The organism is Janibacter sp. GS2 (assembly GCF_051200835.1).
Taxonomy (GTDB): domain Bacteria; phylum Actinomycetota; class Actinomycetes; order Actinomycetales; family Dermatophilaceae; genus Janibacter.
The window spans coordinates 3,384,344-3,398,425 of the sequence record NZ_CP195161.1 but is presented as its reverse complement, the minus strand read 5'-3'; the positions used below and the strand labels follow the sequence as shown (position 1 = coordinate 3,398,425).

Sequence of the window (14,082 nt, the reverse complement as noted above, 5' to 3'; positions counted from 1 at the left end):
GACCTACCGGACCGACTCCGGCGTCGAGGACTCGGCGTGGGCGTCGACCCAGGACTCGGCGTCGTCGTCGCCCCACAGCGTGACCCCACGGGCCCGGGGGAGGGTGCTGCGCCGGAAGACCGGGTTGAGTCCCTTGGCCTTCTGCTGGCTGTAGTCCTTCAGCAGCGCCATGGCCAGACCACCCAGCGGGATGATGGCGATGAGGTTGATCGTGGCCATCACGCCCATGAAGAGATCGGCCAGGCTCCACACGAGGGCCACCGAGCCGAGCGACCCGCCGACGACGCACAGGAGCACGAGTGCCCTGAAGCCGGTGACCATGCGCCGGGACCCGCTGAGGAAGCGGATGTTGGCCTCGCCGTAGTAGGTGTTGCCGAGCACCGAGGACCAAGCCAGGAAGAAGATGACGATCGACAGGAAGGGCCCGGCCCAGGCGCCGACCTGGCCCTGCAGGGCATTCTGGGTCAGGGAGATGCCCTCCGGGTTGTCGAGGCCGAAGGAGGGGTCGCTCAGCAGGATGATGAAGGCGGTCGCGGAGCAGACGAGGATCGTGTCGAAGTAGACGCCGAGCGCCTGTACGAGGCCCTGCTTCACCGGGTGCGAGACGGACGCGGTGGCGGCGGCATTGGGCACCGATCCCATGCCGGCCTCGTTGGAGAACAGGCCGCGCCGCATCCCCTGCATCAGCGCCGCCCCGAGCGCCGCCCCGGCGATCTCGCGGAACCCGAGCGCGTGCTCGACGATGAGGGCGAACATGCCGGGTACGTGCTCGAGGTTGATCGCCACGACGACGAGGGCGACGACGAGGTAGGCGACCGCCATGAGAGGAACGATGATCTCGGTCACCGCGGAGACACGACGCACCCCGCCGAAGATCACCGCGCCGGTGACGATCGCGAGCAGGATGCCCACGACCCACGCCGTCATCGTGGAGTCGCCCCCGACATTGGCCTGGATCGAGGCCGAGATCGAGTTCGCCTGCACGGAGTTGAAGACGAAGCCGTAGGTGATGGTGATGATCACGGCGAAGGCACCCGCCAACCAGGGCAGGCGCAGGCCGTCGCGGATGTAGTAGGCGGGACCGCCGACATAGCTGTCTCCGCCGCGGACCTTGTACAACTGGGCGAGCGTGGACTCGACGAAGGCCGTCGCCCCGCCGATGAGCGCCAGCATCCACATCCAGAAGACCGCCCCGGGCCCACCGAGGCTGATCGCCACGGCGACGCCGGCGACATTTCCGGTGCCGACGCGGGAGGCCGCCGAGATCGTGAAGGCACGGAAGGGCGAGATGCTGTCGTCACCCCTGGCCCCCGACGGTCGCTCGACGATCGTGCGGAACATCTCGGGGATGTACCTGACCTGCACGGCGAGGGACCAGATCGTGAAGGTCAGTCCGGCGATGACGAGCAGCGCGATGACCAGGTACCAGTAGATGTCGTTGATCCCGACCACGGCGTCGACCACAGAGTTCATCGGGACAGGCTAGGCCGGGGCTGCCCGGGGGACGACGGCGGAGGGGTCGTCCACAGCCCGGTGGCCCGGTCGTGGTTCGTGCACAGGATGCGCCGGTCTTCCCTGCAGCCCGTCGTCAGGGCGAAGGGTGGAACTCACCGCGGCGCACCGGGTGCCGCACGAGGGGAGGAGTTCCCATGAAGAGGTCCATCGTCTGGTGGGGTCGTCGAGCACGGATGGCGGGCGAGGCCGGCATGACCACCGCCGAGTACGCCGTGGGCACGTTGGCGGCGTGCACCTTCGCGATCGTCCTGCTGGCCGTCGTGAAGTCCGGCCAGATCAAGACGGGGTTGTCGGGTGTCATCCTCGAGGCGCTCGGCATCCGCTAGGGCGAGCGACGACGCGGGGATGGTGACCGCGGAGCTCGCCCTCACCTTCCCCGCGGTCGCCCTCGTCCTCGTGATCTGCCTGTCCGCCCTGTCCTGGGGCGTTGACCAGGTGCGGTGCGTCGATGCGGCCCGGGTCGCCGTCCGTGAGCTCGCGCGTGGCGAGGCGCAGACGAGGGCGGTGGGCGATGCCCGGCGGACCGCGCCCGGCGGGGCGAGCATCGACGTGCGTCGTCGTGACGGTGACGTCACGGTGACCGTCACCGCGCCGGCGCCACCGGCGCTGGCCTTCGTCGGCCGGGGGACGACGTGCTCGTCGACGGCCCGGGTGGAGTCGGTCGATGCCGCGCCGTGAGATCCGGGACGAGAAGGGGTCCTCGACCGTGATGGCCCTCGGGCTCATCGCCGTCCTGCTCACCGTGACCGTGGCGGCGCTGGCCGTCCTCGGTGCGATGCGGGCGGTCCACGTGGCGCGCTCCACCGCGGACCTGGCGGCGTTGGCGGGAGCCGTCGTCTACCAGCAGGTCCAGGACGACCCTGCTGCGTGCGCCGAGGCGCGGCGGATCGCTCGTCGGCACGACGCGCAGGTGGTGGCGTGCGAGGTCGGCGCCGGGGGAGAGGTCACGGTGACGACCTCGGTGCCGATCACCCCTCGCGTGCCAGGGGTCGTCCCGGACCGGGCCGAGGGCAGGGCACGCGCCGGACCAGCACCGCAGTCGGTGGGCTGACCCCGAGGAGTCAGCGGCGGGGTGTCTCCCCGTCCCGAGGGATCGGACGGGTCGCGTCGGAGGGACGGGCATCGCGAGCGATCGGACGGGTGGCATCCGCGGGGCCGTGGTCGCCCGGGGTGACGCCGCGGTCCCGCTCGACGGCAGCCTGGCGCTCCTGCTCCTGACGCGTCTGCTCCTCGTGCGCCTGACGCTCGCGCAGCTCGTGGGCCTGCTGCTTGCGCACCTTGCGCTGCTGTGCCTTGCGCGTGAGCGTCGTCTTGATGAGGACGAGCCCGAGCCACAGCAGGAACATCGTCGCCATGCCGGCGATGACGAGGGTCAGGGGGTTGAGGTTGATCGTCAGGACATCGAAGAGCTGGATGTCGACGTCCTGCCCGGAGACCTCGGGGCCCGAGGTGCCCACGAGCAGGCCTGCGGCCAGGAGCAGGGCCACGAGTACGAGGATGATGCCGAGAATGACCATCAGGAGGTCCTTTTCGCCGGGGCGCCGGGGGTGCCCGACTGGAGATCCTCGTTCACTATAGGCGGCAGTGACGTGATCACCAGGTCAAGCAGGGCGACGGCGCCGCGCGCGTCGAGGGGTTCGTTGCCGTTGCCGCACTTCGGCGACACGACGCACGCCGGGCACCCCTGCCCGGCGCAGCTGCACGAGGCGATCGTCTCGCGGGTCATCCTCAACCACTCGACGATCCTCTCGTGGGCCCGGGCCGCGAAGCCGGCCCCACCCGGGTGGCCGTCATAGACCATGATCGTCGGCCACCCGGTGTCCGGGTGCTTCGCGGTGGAGACGCCGCCGATGTCCCACCGGTCGCACGTCGCGAGCAGGGGGAGCATGCCGATCGCGGCGTGCTCGGCCGCGTGGGCGGCCCCCGGGACATCGGGGTCGGCGATGCCTGCGTCGGCCAGTGCCTCCGGCGTCATCGTCCACCACACCGCCCGGGTCGACAGCGTCCGCTCCGGCAGCTCGAGGTCGTGCCGACCGATGACCTCACCGCTGGGCAGCCGCCGCAGGAACCCGGTGACCTGTCGCCGCACCTCCACCCGACCGAAGGAGACCCGCACCGGGCCGTGGTCCGCGCCGGTGTCCTCGGCGACGATGTCGAAGGCGGAGACCGACTGTGCGTGCGTGCTCCATCCGGGGTCGCCGCGCACGACGGTCGCCGTGGCCGTCTCGAGGTCGAGCTCGGTGACGACGAAGGTCTGCCCCTGGTGCACGTGGACGGCGCCCGTGTGCGCCTGACTGTGCGCCGCCGACTCGTCGACGGTGCCGACGACCCGGCCGGACCTCCCTTCGACGATGCTCACGACCTCGCCGATCCCGCGAAGGGAGACGTGCTCGCCCGGTCGGTCCGGTCGCGTCCAGTACCACCCGCCGGGTCGGGCCCGCAGGATCCCGCGGGCCACGAGGACCGTGAGCACGCCCTCGAGCTGCGGGCCGAACCACCGCTCGTCGGCGAGGGTCACCGGCACCTCGGCGGCCGCGCAGGCCACGTGCGGGACGAGGACGTGGATGTTGTCCGGGTCGAGGACGCTCGACTCGATCGGTGCGGAGAAGATCGCCTCCGGATGCTCGACGACCCAGGAGTCGAGGGGGTCGTCTGCGGCGAGGAGCACTGCGAGAGCGTCCTGCCCGTCCCTGCCGGCCCGACCGGCCTGCTGCCACAACGAGGCGAGGCGCCCCGGCCAGCCAGCCATGAGCACGACGTCGAGCCCGGCGATGTCGATGCCGAGCTCGAGTGCACTGGTCGCGGCCAGGCCGAGCAGCTCCCGATCGCGCAGGCGCCGCTCGATGATCCGCCGTTCCTCGGGGAGGTAGCCGCCCCGGTAGGCGGCGATCCGCCCTTCGTCGGCAGCGCTGGTCCGGCGCGCGGCGGAGGAGGCGAGCGCCTCGACGCCGGCGCGCGAGCGGGCGAAGGCGAGGGTCTGCACGTCCTTCGAGACGAGATCGGCCATGAGCTCGGCCGCCTCGGTCGTGGGGGAGCGGCGCTGACCCTCGTCGTCCTCGGGTGGCTGCCACAGACCGAAGGTCAGGCCGCCTCGCGGCGATCCGTCCTCCGTCACGGCGAGCACGTCGTCCCCGACGAGCCGGCCGGCGTGGCCGCCGGGATCCCCGACGGTCGCCGACGCGAGGACGAAGACCGGGTCCGCCCCGTAGCGTCGCGCCACCCGCCGCAGGCGCCGCAGGAGGAGCGCGACGTGGGAGCCGAAGATGCCGCGGTAGACGTGGCACTCGTCGATGACGACGTAGCGCAGCCGTCGCAGGACGTGGGCCCAGTGCTCGTGCCCGGGCAGCAGGGAGTGGTGGATCAGGTCCGGGTTGGTGAGGATGAGGTCGGCGTGGTCGCGGATCCAGCGTCGCTCGTCGCTCGGGGTGTCCCCGTCGTAGGTCGCCGCACGGACGCCCGGGATCGCCCAGGACTGGATGCGGTTGAGCTGGTCGGCGGCCAGCGCCTTCGTGGGGGAGAGGTAGAGGGCGGTCGCGCCACGACCGTTGGCGGCGGAGCGCCCCTCGATCACGGCGGTGAGCGACGGCAGGAGGTAGCCGAGTGACTTGCCCGACGCCGTGCCCGTGGCGAGGACGACGTGCTGCCCGTCGCGGGCGGCCTGCGCGGCTTCGGCCTGGTGCGACCACAGGGCATCGATGCCCGCCCCCGCCAGCGCGTGGCGGAGAGGAGGCGCCACCCACTCGGGGATCTCCGCGACACGCGCTGCGCGGGCGGGGATCCGCTCGACGTGGCGCAGCCGGTCGGCCCGTCCGGCGGTCAGCTCGGCCAGGAGCCGATCGACGGTCGGTGAGGAGGAAGTGGGCATGTGCCTTACGGTAGGCCGGTGTCCATCTCCGTCACGACCAGCAATGCCGGGGAGGTGCACATCGTCCACGTTGCCGGGGAGATCGATGTGACCTCCGCCGCCGTGCTGCGCGATGCGCTCGAGGCGCTCATTGCCGACGGTCACCGTCGGCTGACCCTCGACCTGTCCGACGTCACCTTCCTCGACTCCACCGGTCTGGGCATCGTCGTCGGACGTCTGAAGCGTCTGGCGCGACACGGCGGGACGATGACCGTCGCGGCCTCCCACGAGCGCGTGCTGCGGGTCTTCACCATCACGGGCCTCGATCGGCTCCTGCAGATCCACCCGGATCTCGAGGGCGCAGTCCGAGCGGCGGGGGCCTCCCAGCAGTAGTGTGAGCCAACGGTCGTGCCGCCACGACGACGGTCCGGCCGTGATCTGCGTCCATCAAGGAGGATGGCATGGCTGGCACGCACGCGACACTGACCGCTGCATCGACACCCACGCTCGACACCACGAACCTGACGCTCATCGGTGGGGTGGCGGCCATCGGGATCATCGCCCTCGGGCTGGGCGTGGTCCTGCGCCGCCAGGTCCTCGCGGCCGGTGCCGGGACCGAGCGCATGCAGGAGATCGCCGGGGCGGTCGAGGAGGGGGCACACGCCTACCTGAGACGACAGTTCAAGACGCTCATCGTCTTCGTCGTCCTCGTCTTCCTCCTCCTGCTGCTCCTCCCGGCGGACACCGCCGGGGTGCGCTGGGGTCGATCCGGGTTCTTCATCCTCGGTGCGGCCTTCTCCGCGGCCATCGGGTACCTCGGCATGAGCCTGGCGGTCAAGGCCAATGTCCGGGTCGCCCAGGCCGCGCGGACGACCGGGCGCGACGACGGGATGCGCATCGCCTTCCGCACCGGTGGCACCGTCGGGATGTTCACGGTCGGGCTCGGCCTGATCGGTGCCGCGGTCGTCGTCCTCGCCTACCGAGGTGAGGCGCCGAAGGTGCTCGAGGGCTTCGGCTTCGGCGCGGCGCTCCTGGCGATGTTCATGCGCGTCGGCGGCGGCATCTTCACCAAGGCCGCGGACGTCGGTGCCGACCTCGTCGGCAAGGTCGAGGCCGGGATCCCCGAGGACGACCCACGCAATGCCGCGACGATCGCCGACAACGTCGGTGACAACGTCGGCGACTGTGCGGGCATGGCCGCCGACCTCTTCGAGTCCTACGCCGTGATGCTCGTGGCGGCGCTGATCCTCGGCTCCGCCGCGTTCGGCGCGTACGGGCTCGTCTTCCCCCTCCTCGTCCCCGCGATCGGGGCGGTGACCGCGATGCTCGGGATCTTCATCACCCGCGCCCGGGGCGGGGAGTCCGCCCTCGATGCGATCAACCGGGGCTTCTACATCTCGGCGGTCGTCTCGGCGGTGCTCAGTGCCGCGGCCGCCTACCTCTACCTGCCCGGCAGCTATGCGGAGCTCGGCACGAGCGACGAGGACATCGCCGCTCTCGTCGGCGACCCGCGTCGTGCCGCACTGCTCGCGGTGATCCTCGGGATCGTCCTCGCCGCGGTGATCCTGCGGATGACCGGGTACTACACCGGTACCGACAAGCGCCCGACCGAGGACGTCGCCCGCACGACCGAGACCGGTGCCGCGACGGTGATCCTCTCCGGGATCAGCCTCGGTCTCGAGTCCGCGGTCTACAAGGTGACGATGATCGCCGTCGTCATCTACCTCGCCTTCCTCCTCGGCGGTTCCTCGATCACGCTGGGCCTGTTCTTCGTCGCCCTCGCCGGGTGTGGCCTGCTGACGACCGTCGGGGTCATCGTCGCGATGGACACCTTCGGTCCGGTCTCCGACAACGCGCAGGGCATCGCCGAGATGTCCGGTGACGTCGACGGCGAGGCAGCGCAGATCCTCACCGAGCTCGACGCGGTCGGCAACACGACGAAGGCCATCACCAAGGGCATCGCCATCGCCACGGCCGTCCTCGCGGCGACGGCACTCTTCGGCAGCTACACCGATGCGTGGCGCTCGGCGCTGGCGACCGTCGAGGAGGGATCGGTCTCCCCGGAGCGGGTCGCCGCCCTGGAGCGGATGGTCAACACCCAGGTCGTCGCCCCGAATGTCCTCGTCGGTCTGCTCATCGGTGCCGCGGTCGTCTTCCTCTTCTCCGGGCTGGCGATCAACGCGGTGACCGTCGCCGCCGGATCGATCGTCCACGAGGTGCGGCGGCAGTTCCGCGAGCACCCCGGGATCATGGCGGGCACGGAGAAGCCCGAGTACGCCAAGGTCGTCGACATCTGCACCCGGGACTCGTTGACCAAGCTGGCCACGCCGGGTCTGCTCGCGGCGCTGACGCCGGTCGTCGTCGGGTTCGGTCTGGGCATCGGCGCTCTCGCCGGCTTCCTCGCCGGAGCCATCGCCTGCGGCGCCCTCATGGCCGTCTTCCTCGCCAACTCCGGTGGCGCCTGGGACAACGCGAAGAAGATCGTCGAGGACGGTCACCACGGTGGCAAGGGGTCGCCGGCCCACGAGGCGGCAGTCATCGGTGACACGGTCGGGGATCCCTTCAAGGACACCGCCGGGCCGGCGATCAACCCGCTGATCAAGGTGATGAACCTCGTCGCCGTCCTCATCGCGCCGGCGATCATCACCCTCTACCTCGGCGGGGACGGCTCCCAGATCATCCGGTGGTCCATCGCCATCGGTGCGCTGCTGATCCTCGTCGTCGCGCTCGCGATCACCAAGCGCGATGACGTCGCGATGGGCGAGGTGAAGGGGGAGCCGGCCGCCGAGCGGGCCGACTACACCTAGGCTCGGGCCGTGACCACCTCGGCGACTCCGCACACCGACCCGGCCCTCCTCGACGCACTGCGGGAGGACCTGGCCGCCGCCCCCTTCCGTGCTGATGCGGTGCACGAGCGCCTGGGCGACCTGGCCGCCTCGGCCTTCGGCCGCGGGCAGACCATCCCCGCGCGCCGGGTGGTGGCCGGGGCCACCGACCCGCTCGGGGTGCTCATCGCCTGCTTCGGTCTCGGGCTGCCCACCGCGGCGGACGACCTCGGGACCGCGCTGCCGCGCACCGGCGTCAACGGGGCGATCACCCTCGGCATCGTCGAGCCGCAGGGCGCCGACGTCATGGCCGTCTGCGACCTGCGTCCCCACGGCGACGACCTCGGGAACTCCTGGTGGATCGCCTCCGACCCGACCGACCACGCGCGCAGCGGGCCGTTGCCCGTCGACCACGTCCTCGGCATCGGCGGCGCCTCGACCACCCTCGCCTCGTGGACCCCGCGCACCCAGGTGGCCCGGGCCCTCGACCTCGGCACCGGGTCCGGCGTCCAGGCGCTCCACCTCTCCGGTCACGCCGAGTCGGTCGTCGCCACCGACCTGTCGGAGCGGGCGCTGCGCTACGCCACCTTCAACGCCGCGCTCAACGGCGCCGACTGGGACCTGCGCAGGGGGTCCTTCCTCGACCCGGTCGCGGGGGAGACCTTCGACCTCATCGTCAGCAACCCGCCCTTCGTCATCACGCCGCGGGCCGACGGCGTGCCCTTGTACGAGTACCGGGACGGCGGCGCCGCCGGCGACGACGTCGTCGCCGCCCTGACGAAGGGGATCGGCGCGCACCTTGCCCCCGGTGGGATCGCGCAGCTCCTCGGCAACTGGGAGACCGCGCAGGGGCAGGACTGGCGCGAGCGGGTCGGGGAGTGGGTCGCCGAGAGCGGTCTCGACGCGTGGGTGGTCCAGCGCGATGTCCAGGACCCGGCGGAGTACGCCGAGCTGTGGTCCCGCGACGGCGGCCACCTGCCCGGCACCCCCGAGCACGACGCGCTCGTCGGCGCCTGGCTCGACGACTTCGCGGCGCGCGACGTCACCCAGATCGGTTTCGGGGTGATCACCCTGCACAAGCCGAGGACGCAGCGCGCTCCCTTCGTCGACCTCGTCGAGGTCACCGGACCGGTCGCCGCACCGATGGGCCCGACGGTCGCGGCGGGGCTCGTGGCCCGGGACCACCTCGCCGGGCTCGACGACGACGCCCTGCTGGACATCGCGTGGCGGTGTGCCGACGACGTGACGACCGAGACGCACGCGGCGCCCGGGGCGAGCGACCCCCGGGTCATTCTGCTGCGGCAGGGCGGCGGGCTGCGCCGGGCGATCCGTCTCGACACCCTCGATGCCGCCCTCGTCTCGGTGTGCGACGGCGAGCTCACCGCGCGCCAGTCCCTCGCGGCGATCTCCGCGCTGCTCGACCAGCCCACCGGCGAGGCGCTCGCCGCGGGGGCGAGGCTCATCCGTCGCCTGGCCGAGGACGGCTTCCTGCTCGCGGAGTGACCGGCCCGTCGACGACGAAGGGCGGCCGGAGACCGGCCGCCCTTCGTCAGTTGGCTCGAGGTCATCAAGCCGGTGGGATCACTCGAAGGTGATCTTCCACTCGTCGTCGACCTTCTTCAGCTTGATGTCCTCTTCCTTCTCGTCGGCGTTCTCGACGGTGACGGTCGCGGTCTTCTCGTCGTCGGCGATCGTGGAGTCGACGATGTTGATCTCCTCGTCCTCACCGATGTCTCCGGTGAGCTCCTCCTCGTTCTCCTTCATCGCATCCGCGCAGGACTGGCCGTTGGTCGACTCCTCGAGGGTCTTGACCAGCTCGGGGTCGATGGTGTCGCAGACGGTCTCGAAGTCCTTGTCCTTGAGCGCCTGCCCGAAGTTCTCGACGGTTTTCTCCGCCTCGTTGCTGCTGCCGCAGCCGGCGAGGCCGAACGCCAGACCGCTGGCGGCGAGGATGGTGGCGAGCTTCTTCATGGTGGGTCCTCCCCTGTCGTGGCGCGAACCGGATGCCGCCGCCGTTTCATGGGGACTCTATCGAGGCGTGGACGGCCGCGGCGATGGGGAGGACTACCCACGGCGTGAACGTCAGCTGAACTGCCAGGAGCGCTTCGACAAGCCGAACCAGAAGCCGTCGATGGCCGTGCGCCGCTCGGTCGCGCCCGACGCCTCGGCGGCTCCCATGGCGATGTACAGCGGCGCCCAGTGCTCGGTGCGCGGGTGCGCCTCGTGGCCTGCGGGTGCGACCTCGAGCATCCGCTCGAGGGAGTCGACGTCGCCGGCCTCGACGGTCTCTGCCGCCCAGTGGTCGAACTCGCGCGAAGCGCTCGGCGGTGCGGCGTCCGCACCGAGGCGGGGGTCGAACCAGCGCAGGTTGTGCGTGGTGAAACCCGACCCGACGATGAGCGTCCCCTGGTCGCGAAGGGGGGCGAGTGCCCGGCCGAGCTTGGTCAGCTCGTGCGGGTCGAGGGTCGGCATCGACATCTGCAGGACGGGGACGTCGGCGTCGGGGTACATCTCGACGAGCGGCACGTAGGCGCCGTGGTCGAGGCCGCGGGTCTCGTCGCGGTGGACCTCGATCCCCGATGCCCCGAGGAGGGCCGAGACCTCGCAGGCGAGCTCGGGCGCCAGAGGGGCGTCGTAGGTGACCGCGGAGTACTTCTGCGGGAAGCCCCAGAAGTCATGGGTCAACGGCACCCGTCGTCGGCTCGGGCCGACCGTGACCGGCGCGTCCTCCCAGTGCGCGGAGACGATGAGCAGGCTCTTCGGCGTGTCGAAGGAGGCCGACCAGCGGGCCAGCTCGGCGGGCCATCGGGCATCATCGGCCAGCGGTGGGGCGCCGTGGGAGAGGTAGAGCACGGGAGGTGTGGTGACCACCCCCCGAATACTACTTGTTATTTCAACGAGATTCCAGTGGTGTGAGGGTGCTTGTCGGGCCGTAGTACGGTCAGCGCCAGATGACTTCACGTCGAAGCAGCGACGAATCCGCTGCACGGAGGTCAGGAGAAGAGGCACACATGGCCAGCAAGCTCGTCATCGTGGAGTCCCCCGCCAAGGCGAAGACGATTGCCGGGTACCTCGGCAGTGACTACGCGGTCGAGGCGTCGGTGGGACACATCCGGGACATCCCGACCCCGTCCGAGATGCCCACGGAGATGAAGAAGGGGCCCTTCGGCCGCTTCGGGATCAACATCGAGGAGGGCTTCGAGCCCTACTACGTCGTCGACCCGGGCAAGAAGAAGAAGGTCGCCGAGCTGAAGCGCCTGCTCAAGGATGCCGACACCCTCTACCTCGCCACGGATGAGGACCGCGAGGGCGAGGCCATCGCCTGGCACCTCCTGGAGACCCTCAAGCCGAAGGTCCCCGTCAAGCGAATGGTCTTCCACGAGATCACCCAGGAGGCGATCCAGCGCGCCGTCGAGGAGACCCGCGAGATCGACCTCGACCTCGTCAACGCCCAGGAGTCCCGCCGCATCCTCGACCGCCTCTACGGGTACGAGGTCTCGCCCGTGCTGTGGCGCAAGGTCCAGGCGAAGCTGTCCGCGGGCCGGGTCCAGTCCGTCGCCACCCGCATCGTCGTGGAGCGGGAGCGGGAGCGGATGGCCTTCAAGGTCGCCTCGTACTGGAGTGTCGAGGGCAAGTTCAGCGCCGGCTCCGCCCCCTTCGCCGCCCGCCTGGCCGGTCTCGACGGGACGAAGGTCGCGACCGGCAGCGACTTCGACGACACCGGCACGCTCAAGGGCAACGCCCGCCAGCTCGACGAGCGGGCCGCGACGGCCGTCGCCGAGGCGACGATCGCCGCGGAGGCCCGCGTCACCGCCGTGACGGAGAAGCCCTACACCCGCCGGCCGTACGCCCCCTTCACCACCTCCACGCTGCAGCAGGAGGCCGGTCGCAAGCTCGGTCTCGGGTCGAAGGCCGCGATGGGCGTGGCGCAGAAGCTGTACGAGAACGGCTACATCACCTACATGCGCACCGACAGCACCAACCTGTCCGGGTCCGCGGTGGCCGCCGCCCGGGGGCAGGCCCGCGACATGTTCGGCGCCGACTTCGTCCCGGAGTCGCCGCGCGTGTACGGCAAGAAGGCGAAGAACGCCCAGGAGGCGCACGAGGCGATCCGCCCTGCCGGGGACCGCTTCCGCACGCCCGCCCAGGTGGCCGGTGAGCTGCGCGGCGAGGAGTTCAAGCTCTACGAGCTGATCTGGAAGCGGACCATCGCCTCGCAGATGGCCGACGCCAAGGGCTCGACTGCGACGATCAAGCTGCAGGCCGACCTCGGGGGCTGCGAGGTGGCCCGGTCCGCCGAGTACTCCGCCTCCGGCACCGTCATCACCTTCAAGGGCTTCCTCGCCGCCTACGAGGAGGGCACCGACGAGCCCCGTGAGTCGAAGAAGGACGGCGAGGCGCGGCTGCCCAAGCTCTCCGAGGGTGCCGCCGTGGCGGTCGCCGACGCCACCGCCTCCGGTCACGAGACCTCGCCACCGGCCCGGTACACCGAGGCCTCGCTGGTGAAGAAGATGGAGGAGCTGGGGATCGGGCGGCCGTCCACCTATGCCTCGACGATCAGCACGATCCAGGACCGAGGGTACGTGCGGAGGAAGGGCAGCGCCCTGATCCCGACGTGGCTCGCCTTCGCCGTCACCCGGCTGATGGAGGTCCACTTCAGCCGCCTCGTCGACTACCGCTTCACCGCCTCGATGGAGGAGGACCTCGACCTCATCGCCTCCGGCTCGGCCGAGCGGGTGGCCTGGCTGCAGCGCTTCTACTACGGCGACGGGAAGGACAGCGAGGGCCTGGCCGCCCTCGTCGCGGACCTCGGGGACATCGACGCCAAGGCGATCTCCACGATCGAGATCGGCGACGGGATCGTCGTGCGCGTCGGTCGCTACGGGCCCTACGTCGAGGACCTCGTCCCGACCGGCGTCGACCCCGCCACCGGCGAGGTCACGGATGATCCCGCCGACGGGAGCACGAAGCCGGCCCCGAAGCGGGCCTCGGTCAGCGATGACATCGCCCCCGACGAGCTGACCCCCGCGATGGCCCGGGAGTTCCTCACGCAGGCCGCGGACGACGGCCGTGTCCTCGGGCAGGACCCGGAGACCGGCCGCGACGTCATCGTCAAGACCGGTCGCTACGGCCCCTTCGTCACCGAGGTGCTCGAGGAGGCCGACGGGGAGAAGCCCAAGCGCGGCAAGGCCAAGGTCAAGCCGCGCACGGCCTCGCTGTTCACGGCGATGGACCCGGCCACGGTCGACCTCGAGCAGGCCCTGCGTCTGCTCTCGCTGCCGCGCACCGTCGGCACCGTCACCGAGACGACGACCGCCGAGGACGGCACCGAGAAGCAGGTCGAGGTGCCGATCACCGCGCAGAACGGTCGCTACGGGCCGTACCTGAAGAAGGGCACCGACTCGCGCTCCATGGAGACCGAGGACCAGATCTTCTCGATCACCCTCGAGGAGGCGCTGGCCCTCTATGCGCAGCCCAAGCAGCGCGGGCGGGCGGCCAAGCCGCCGCTGAAGGAGTTCGGCGAGGACCCCGTGAGCGGAAGGAAGGTCGTCGTCAAGGACGGCCGGTTCGGGCCCTACGTCACCGATGGGGAGACCAACGCGACCCTGCGACGCGATGACGACCCGGAGACGGTGACCGCGGAGCGGGCCTACGAGATGCTCGTGGAGAAGCGGGCCAAGGGTCCCTCGACCCGCAAGAAGACGGCGAAGAAGTCCGCCAAGAAGACGACCAAGAAGGCGGTCAAGAAGACCGCCAAGAAGGCCGCCAAGAAGGCGACGAAGAAGTCGGCCACGAAGACCGCGGCGACGAAGGGCGCGGCCACGGGTTCCGGGGCCGAGCGCGGCTAGCCGACCCCGGCCGGGGTGTGACCGGCTCCATTGGCAGGGTTGGCTACCC

At 70.9% G+C, this 14,082-nt stretch carries 12 protein-coding genes; 7 read left to right on the top strand and 5 right to left on the bottom strand.

The genetic code is table 11. From position 1 onward, the window contains the following. Positions 1-3: 3 nt before the first annotated feature. A complete protein-coding gene (locus tag ACR9E9_RS16450; RefSeq protein WP_435200394.1) occupies positions 4-1,473 on the bottom strand; it encodes an alanine/glycine:cation symporter family protein in 1,470 nt (489 codons plus the stop codon). Between the two features lie 176 nt (positions 1,474-1,649). On the opposite strand from ACR9E9_RS16450, the gene ACR9E9_RS16445 reads away from it, so the two are divergent. The 3 genes from ACR9E9_RS16445 to ACR9E9_RS16435 are packed head-to-tail and all read left to right on the top strand — an operon-like array spanning position 1,650 to position 2,566. Continuing rightward, positions 1,650-1,841: a DUF4244 domain-containing protein gene (locus ACR9E9_RS16445; RefSeq protein ID WP_435200392.1), complete on the top strand. Its 192-nt coding sequence runs from the start codon at positions 1,650-1,652 to the stop codon at positions 1,839-1,841. Positions 1,842-1,860: 19 nt separating this feature from the next. Continuing rightward, a complete protein-coding gene (locus ACR9E9_RS16440; protein WP_435200390.1) occupies positions 1,861-2,193 on the top strand; it encodes a TadE family type IV pilus minor pilin in 333 nt (110 codons plus the stop codon). Next, entirely contained in the window at positions 2,180-2,566 is a 387-nt protein-coding gene (locus ACR9E9_RS16435) for an Rv3654c family TadE-like protein (RefSeq protein WP_435200388.1), read from the top strand. Before ACR9E9_RS16440 ends, ACR9E9_RS16435 begins: the two co-directional genes overlap by 14 nt. Positions 2,567-2,576: 10 nt before the next feature. On the opposite strand, the gene ACR9E9_RS16430 is transcribed toward ACR9E9_RS16435, so the two are convergent. Together ACR9E9_RS16430 and ACR9E9_RS16425 are read right to left on the bottom strand one after the other, a co-directional pair. Further along, a complete protein-coding gene (locus tag ACR9E9_RS16430; protein ID WP_435200386.1) occupies positions 2,577-3,032 on the bottom strand; it encodes a hypothetical protein in 456 nt (151 codons plus the stop codon). Further along, positions 3,032-5,380 carry a DEAD/DEAH box helicase gene (locus ACR9E9_RS16425; protein ID WP_435200384.1) on the bottom strand — a complete coding sequence of 783 codons (2,349 nt, stop codon included), beginning with the start codon at positions 5,378-5,380 and terminating at the stop codon, positions 3,032-3,034. Before ACR9E9_RS16425 ends, ACR9E9_RS16430 begins: the two co-directional genes overlap by 1 nt. An 18-nt stretch (positions 5,381-5,398) precedes the next feature. On the opposite strand from ACR9E9_RS16425, the gene ACR9E9_RS16420 reads away from it, so the two are divergent. The 3 genes from ACR9E9_RS16420 (at position 5,399) to ACR9E9_RS16410 (ending at position 9,687) form a co-directional block, all read left to right on the top strand. Beyond that, positions 5,399-5,752: an STAS domain-containing protein gene (locus ACR9E9_RS16420; protein ID WP_435200382.1), complete on the top strand. Its 354-nt coding sequence runs from the start codon at positions 5,399-5,401 to the stop codon at positions 5,750-5,752. A 68-nt stretch (positions 5,753-5,820) separates the two neighbouring features. Next, positions 5,821-8,166 carry a sodium-translocating pyrophosphatase gene (locus ACR9E9_RS16415; RefSeq protein ID WP_435200380.1) on the top strand — a complete coding sequence of 782 codons (2,346 nt, stop codon included), beginning with the start codon at positions 5,821-5,823 and terminating at the stop codon, positions 8,164-8,166. A gap of 9 nt (positions 8,167-8,175) precedes the next feature. Next, entirely contained in the window at positions 8,176-9,687 is a 1,512-nt protein-coding gene (locus tag ACR9E9_RS16410; RefSeq protein WP_435200378.1) for a DUF7059 domain-containing protein, read from the top strand. A 78-nt stretch (positions 9,688-9,765) separates the two neighbouring features. Here the strand turns inward: ACR9E9_RS16410 and ACR9E9_RS16405 are convergent, their stop codons facing one another. Then, positions 9,766-10,155 carry a DUF4878 domain-containing protein gene (locus ACR9E9_RS16405; RefSeq protein WP_435200376.1) on the bottom strand — a complete coding sequence of 130 codons (390 nt, stop codon included), beginning with the start codon at positions 10,153-10,155 and terminating at the stop codon, positions 9,766-9,768. 111 nt (positions 10,156-10,266) lie between these two features. Continuing rightward, complete coding sequence (locus ACR9E9_RS16400) at positions 10,267-11,055, bottom strand: dioxygenase family protein (protein ID WP_435200374.1); 789 nt, start codon at positions 11,053-11,055, stop codon at positions 10,267-10,269. Positions 11,056-11,195: 140 nt separating this feature from the next. On the opposite strand from ACR9E9_RS16400, the gene topA reads away from it, so the two are divergent. Beyond that, positions 11,196-14,033: a type I DNA topoisomerase gene (gene topA / locus ACR9E9_RS16395; RefSeq protein ID WP_435200372.1), complete on the top strand. Its 2,838-nt coding sequence runs from the start codon at positions 11,196-11,198 to the stop codon at positions 14,031-14,033. The last annotated feature ends 49 nt before the right edge of the window (positions 14,034-14,082 follow it).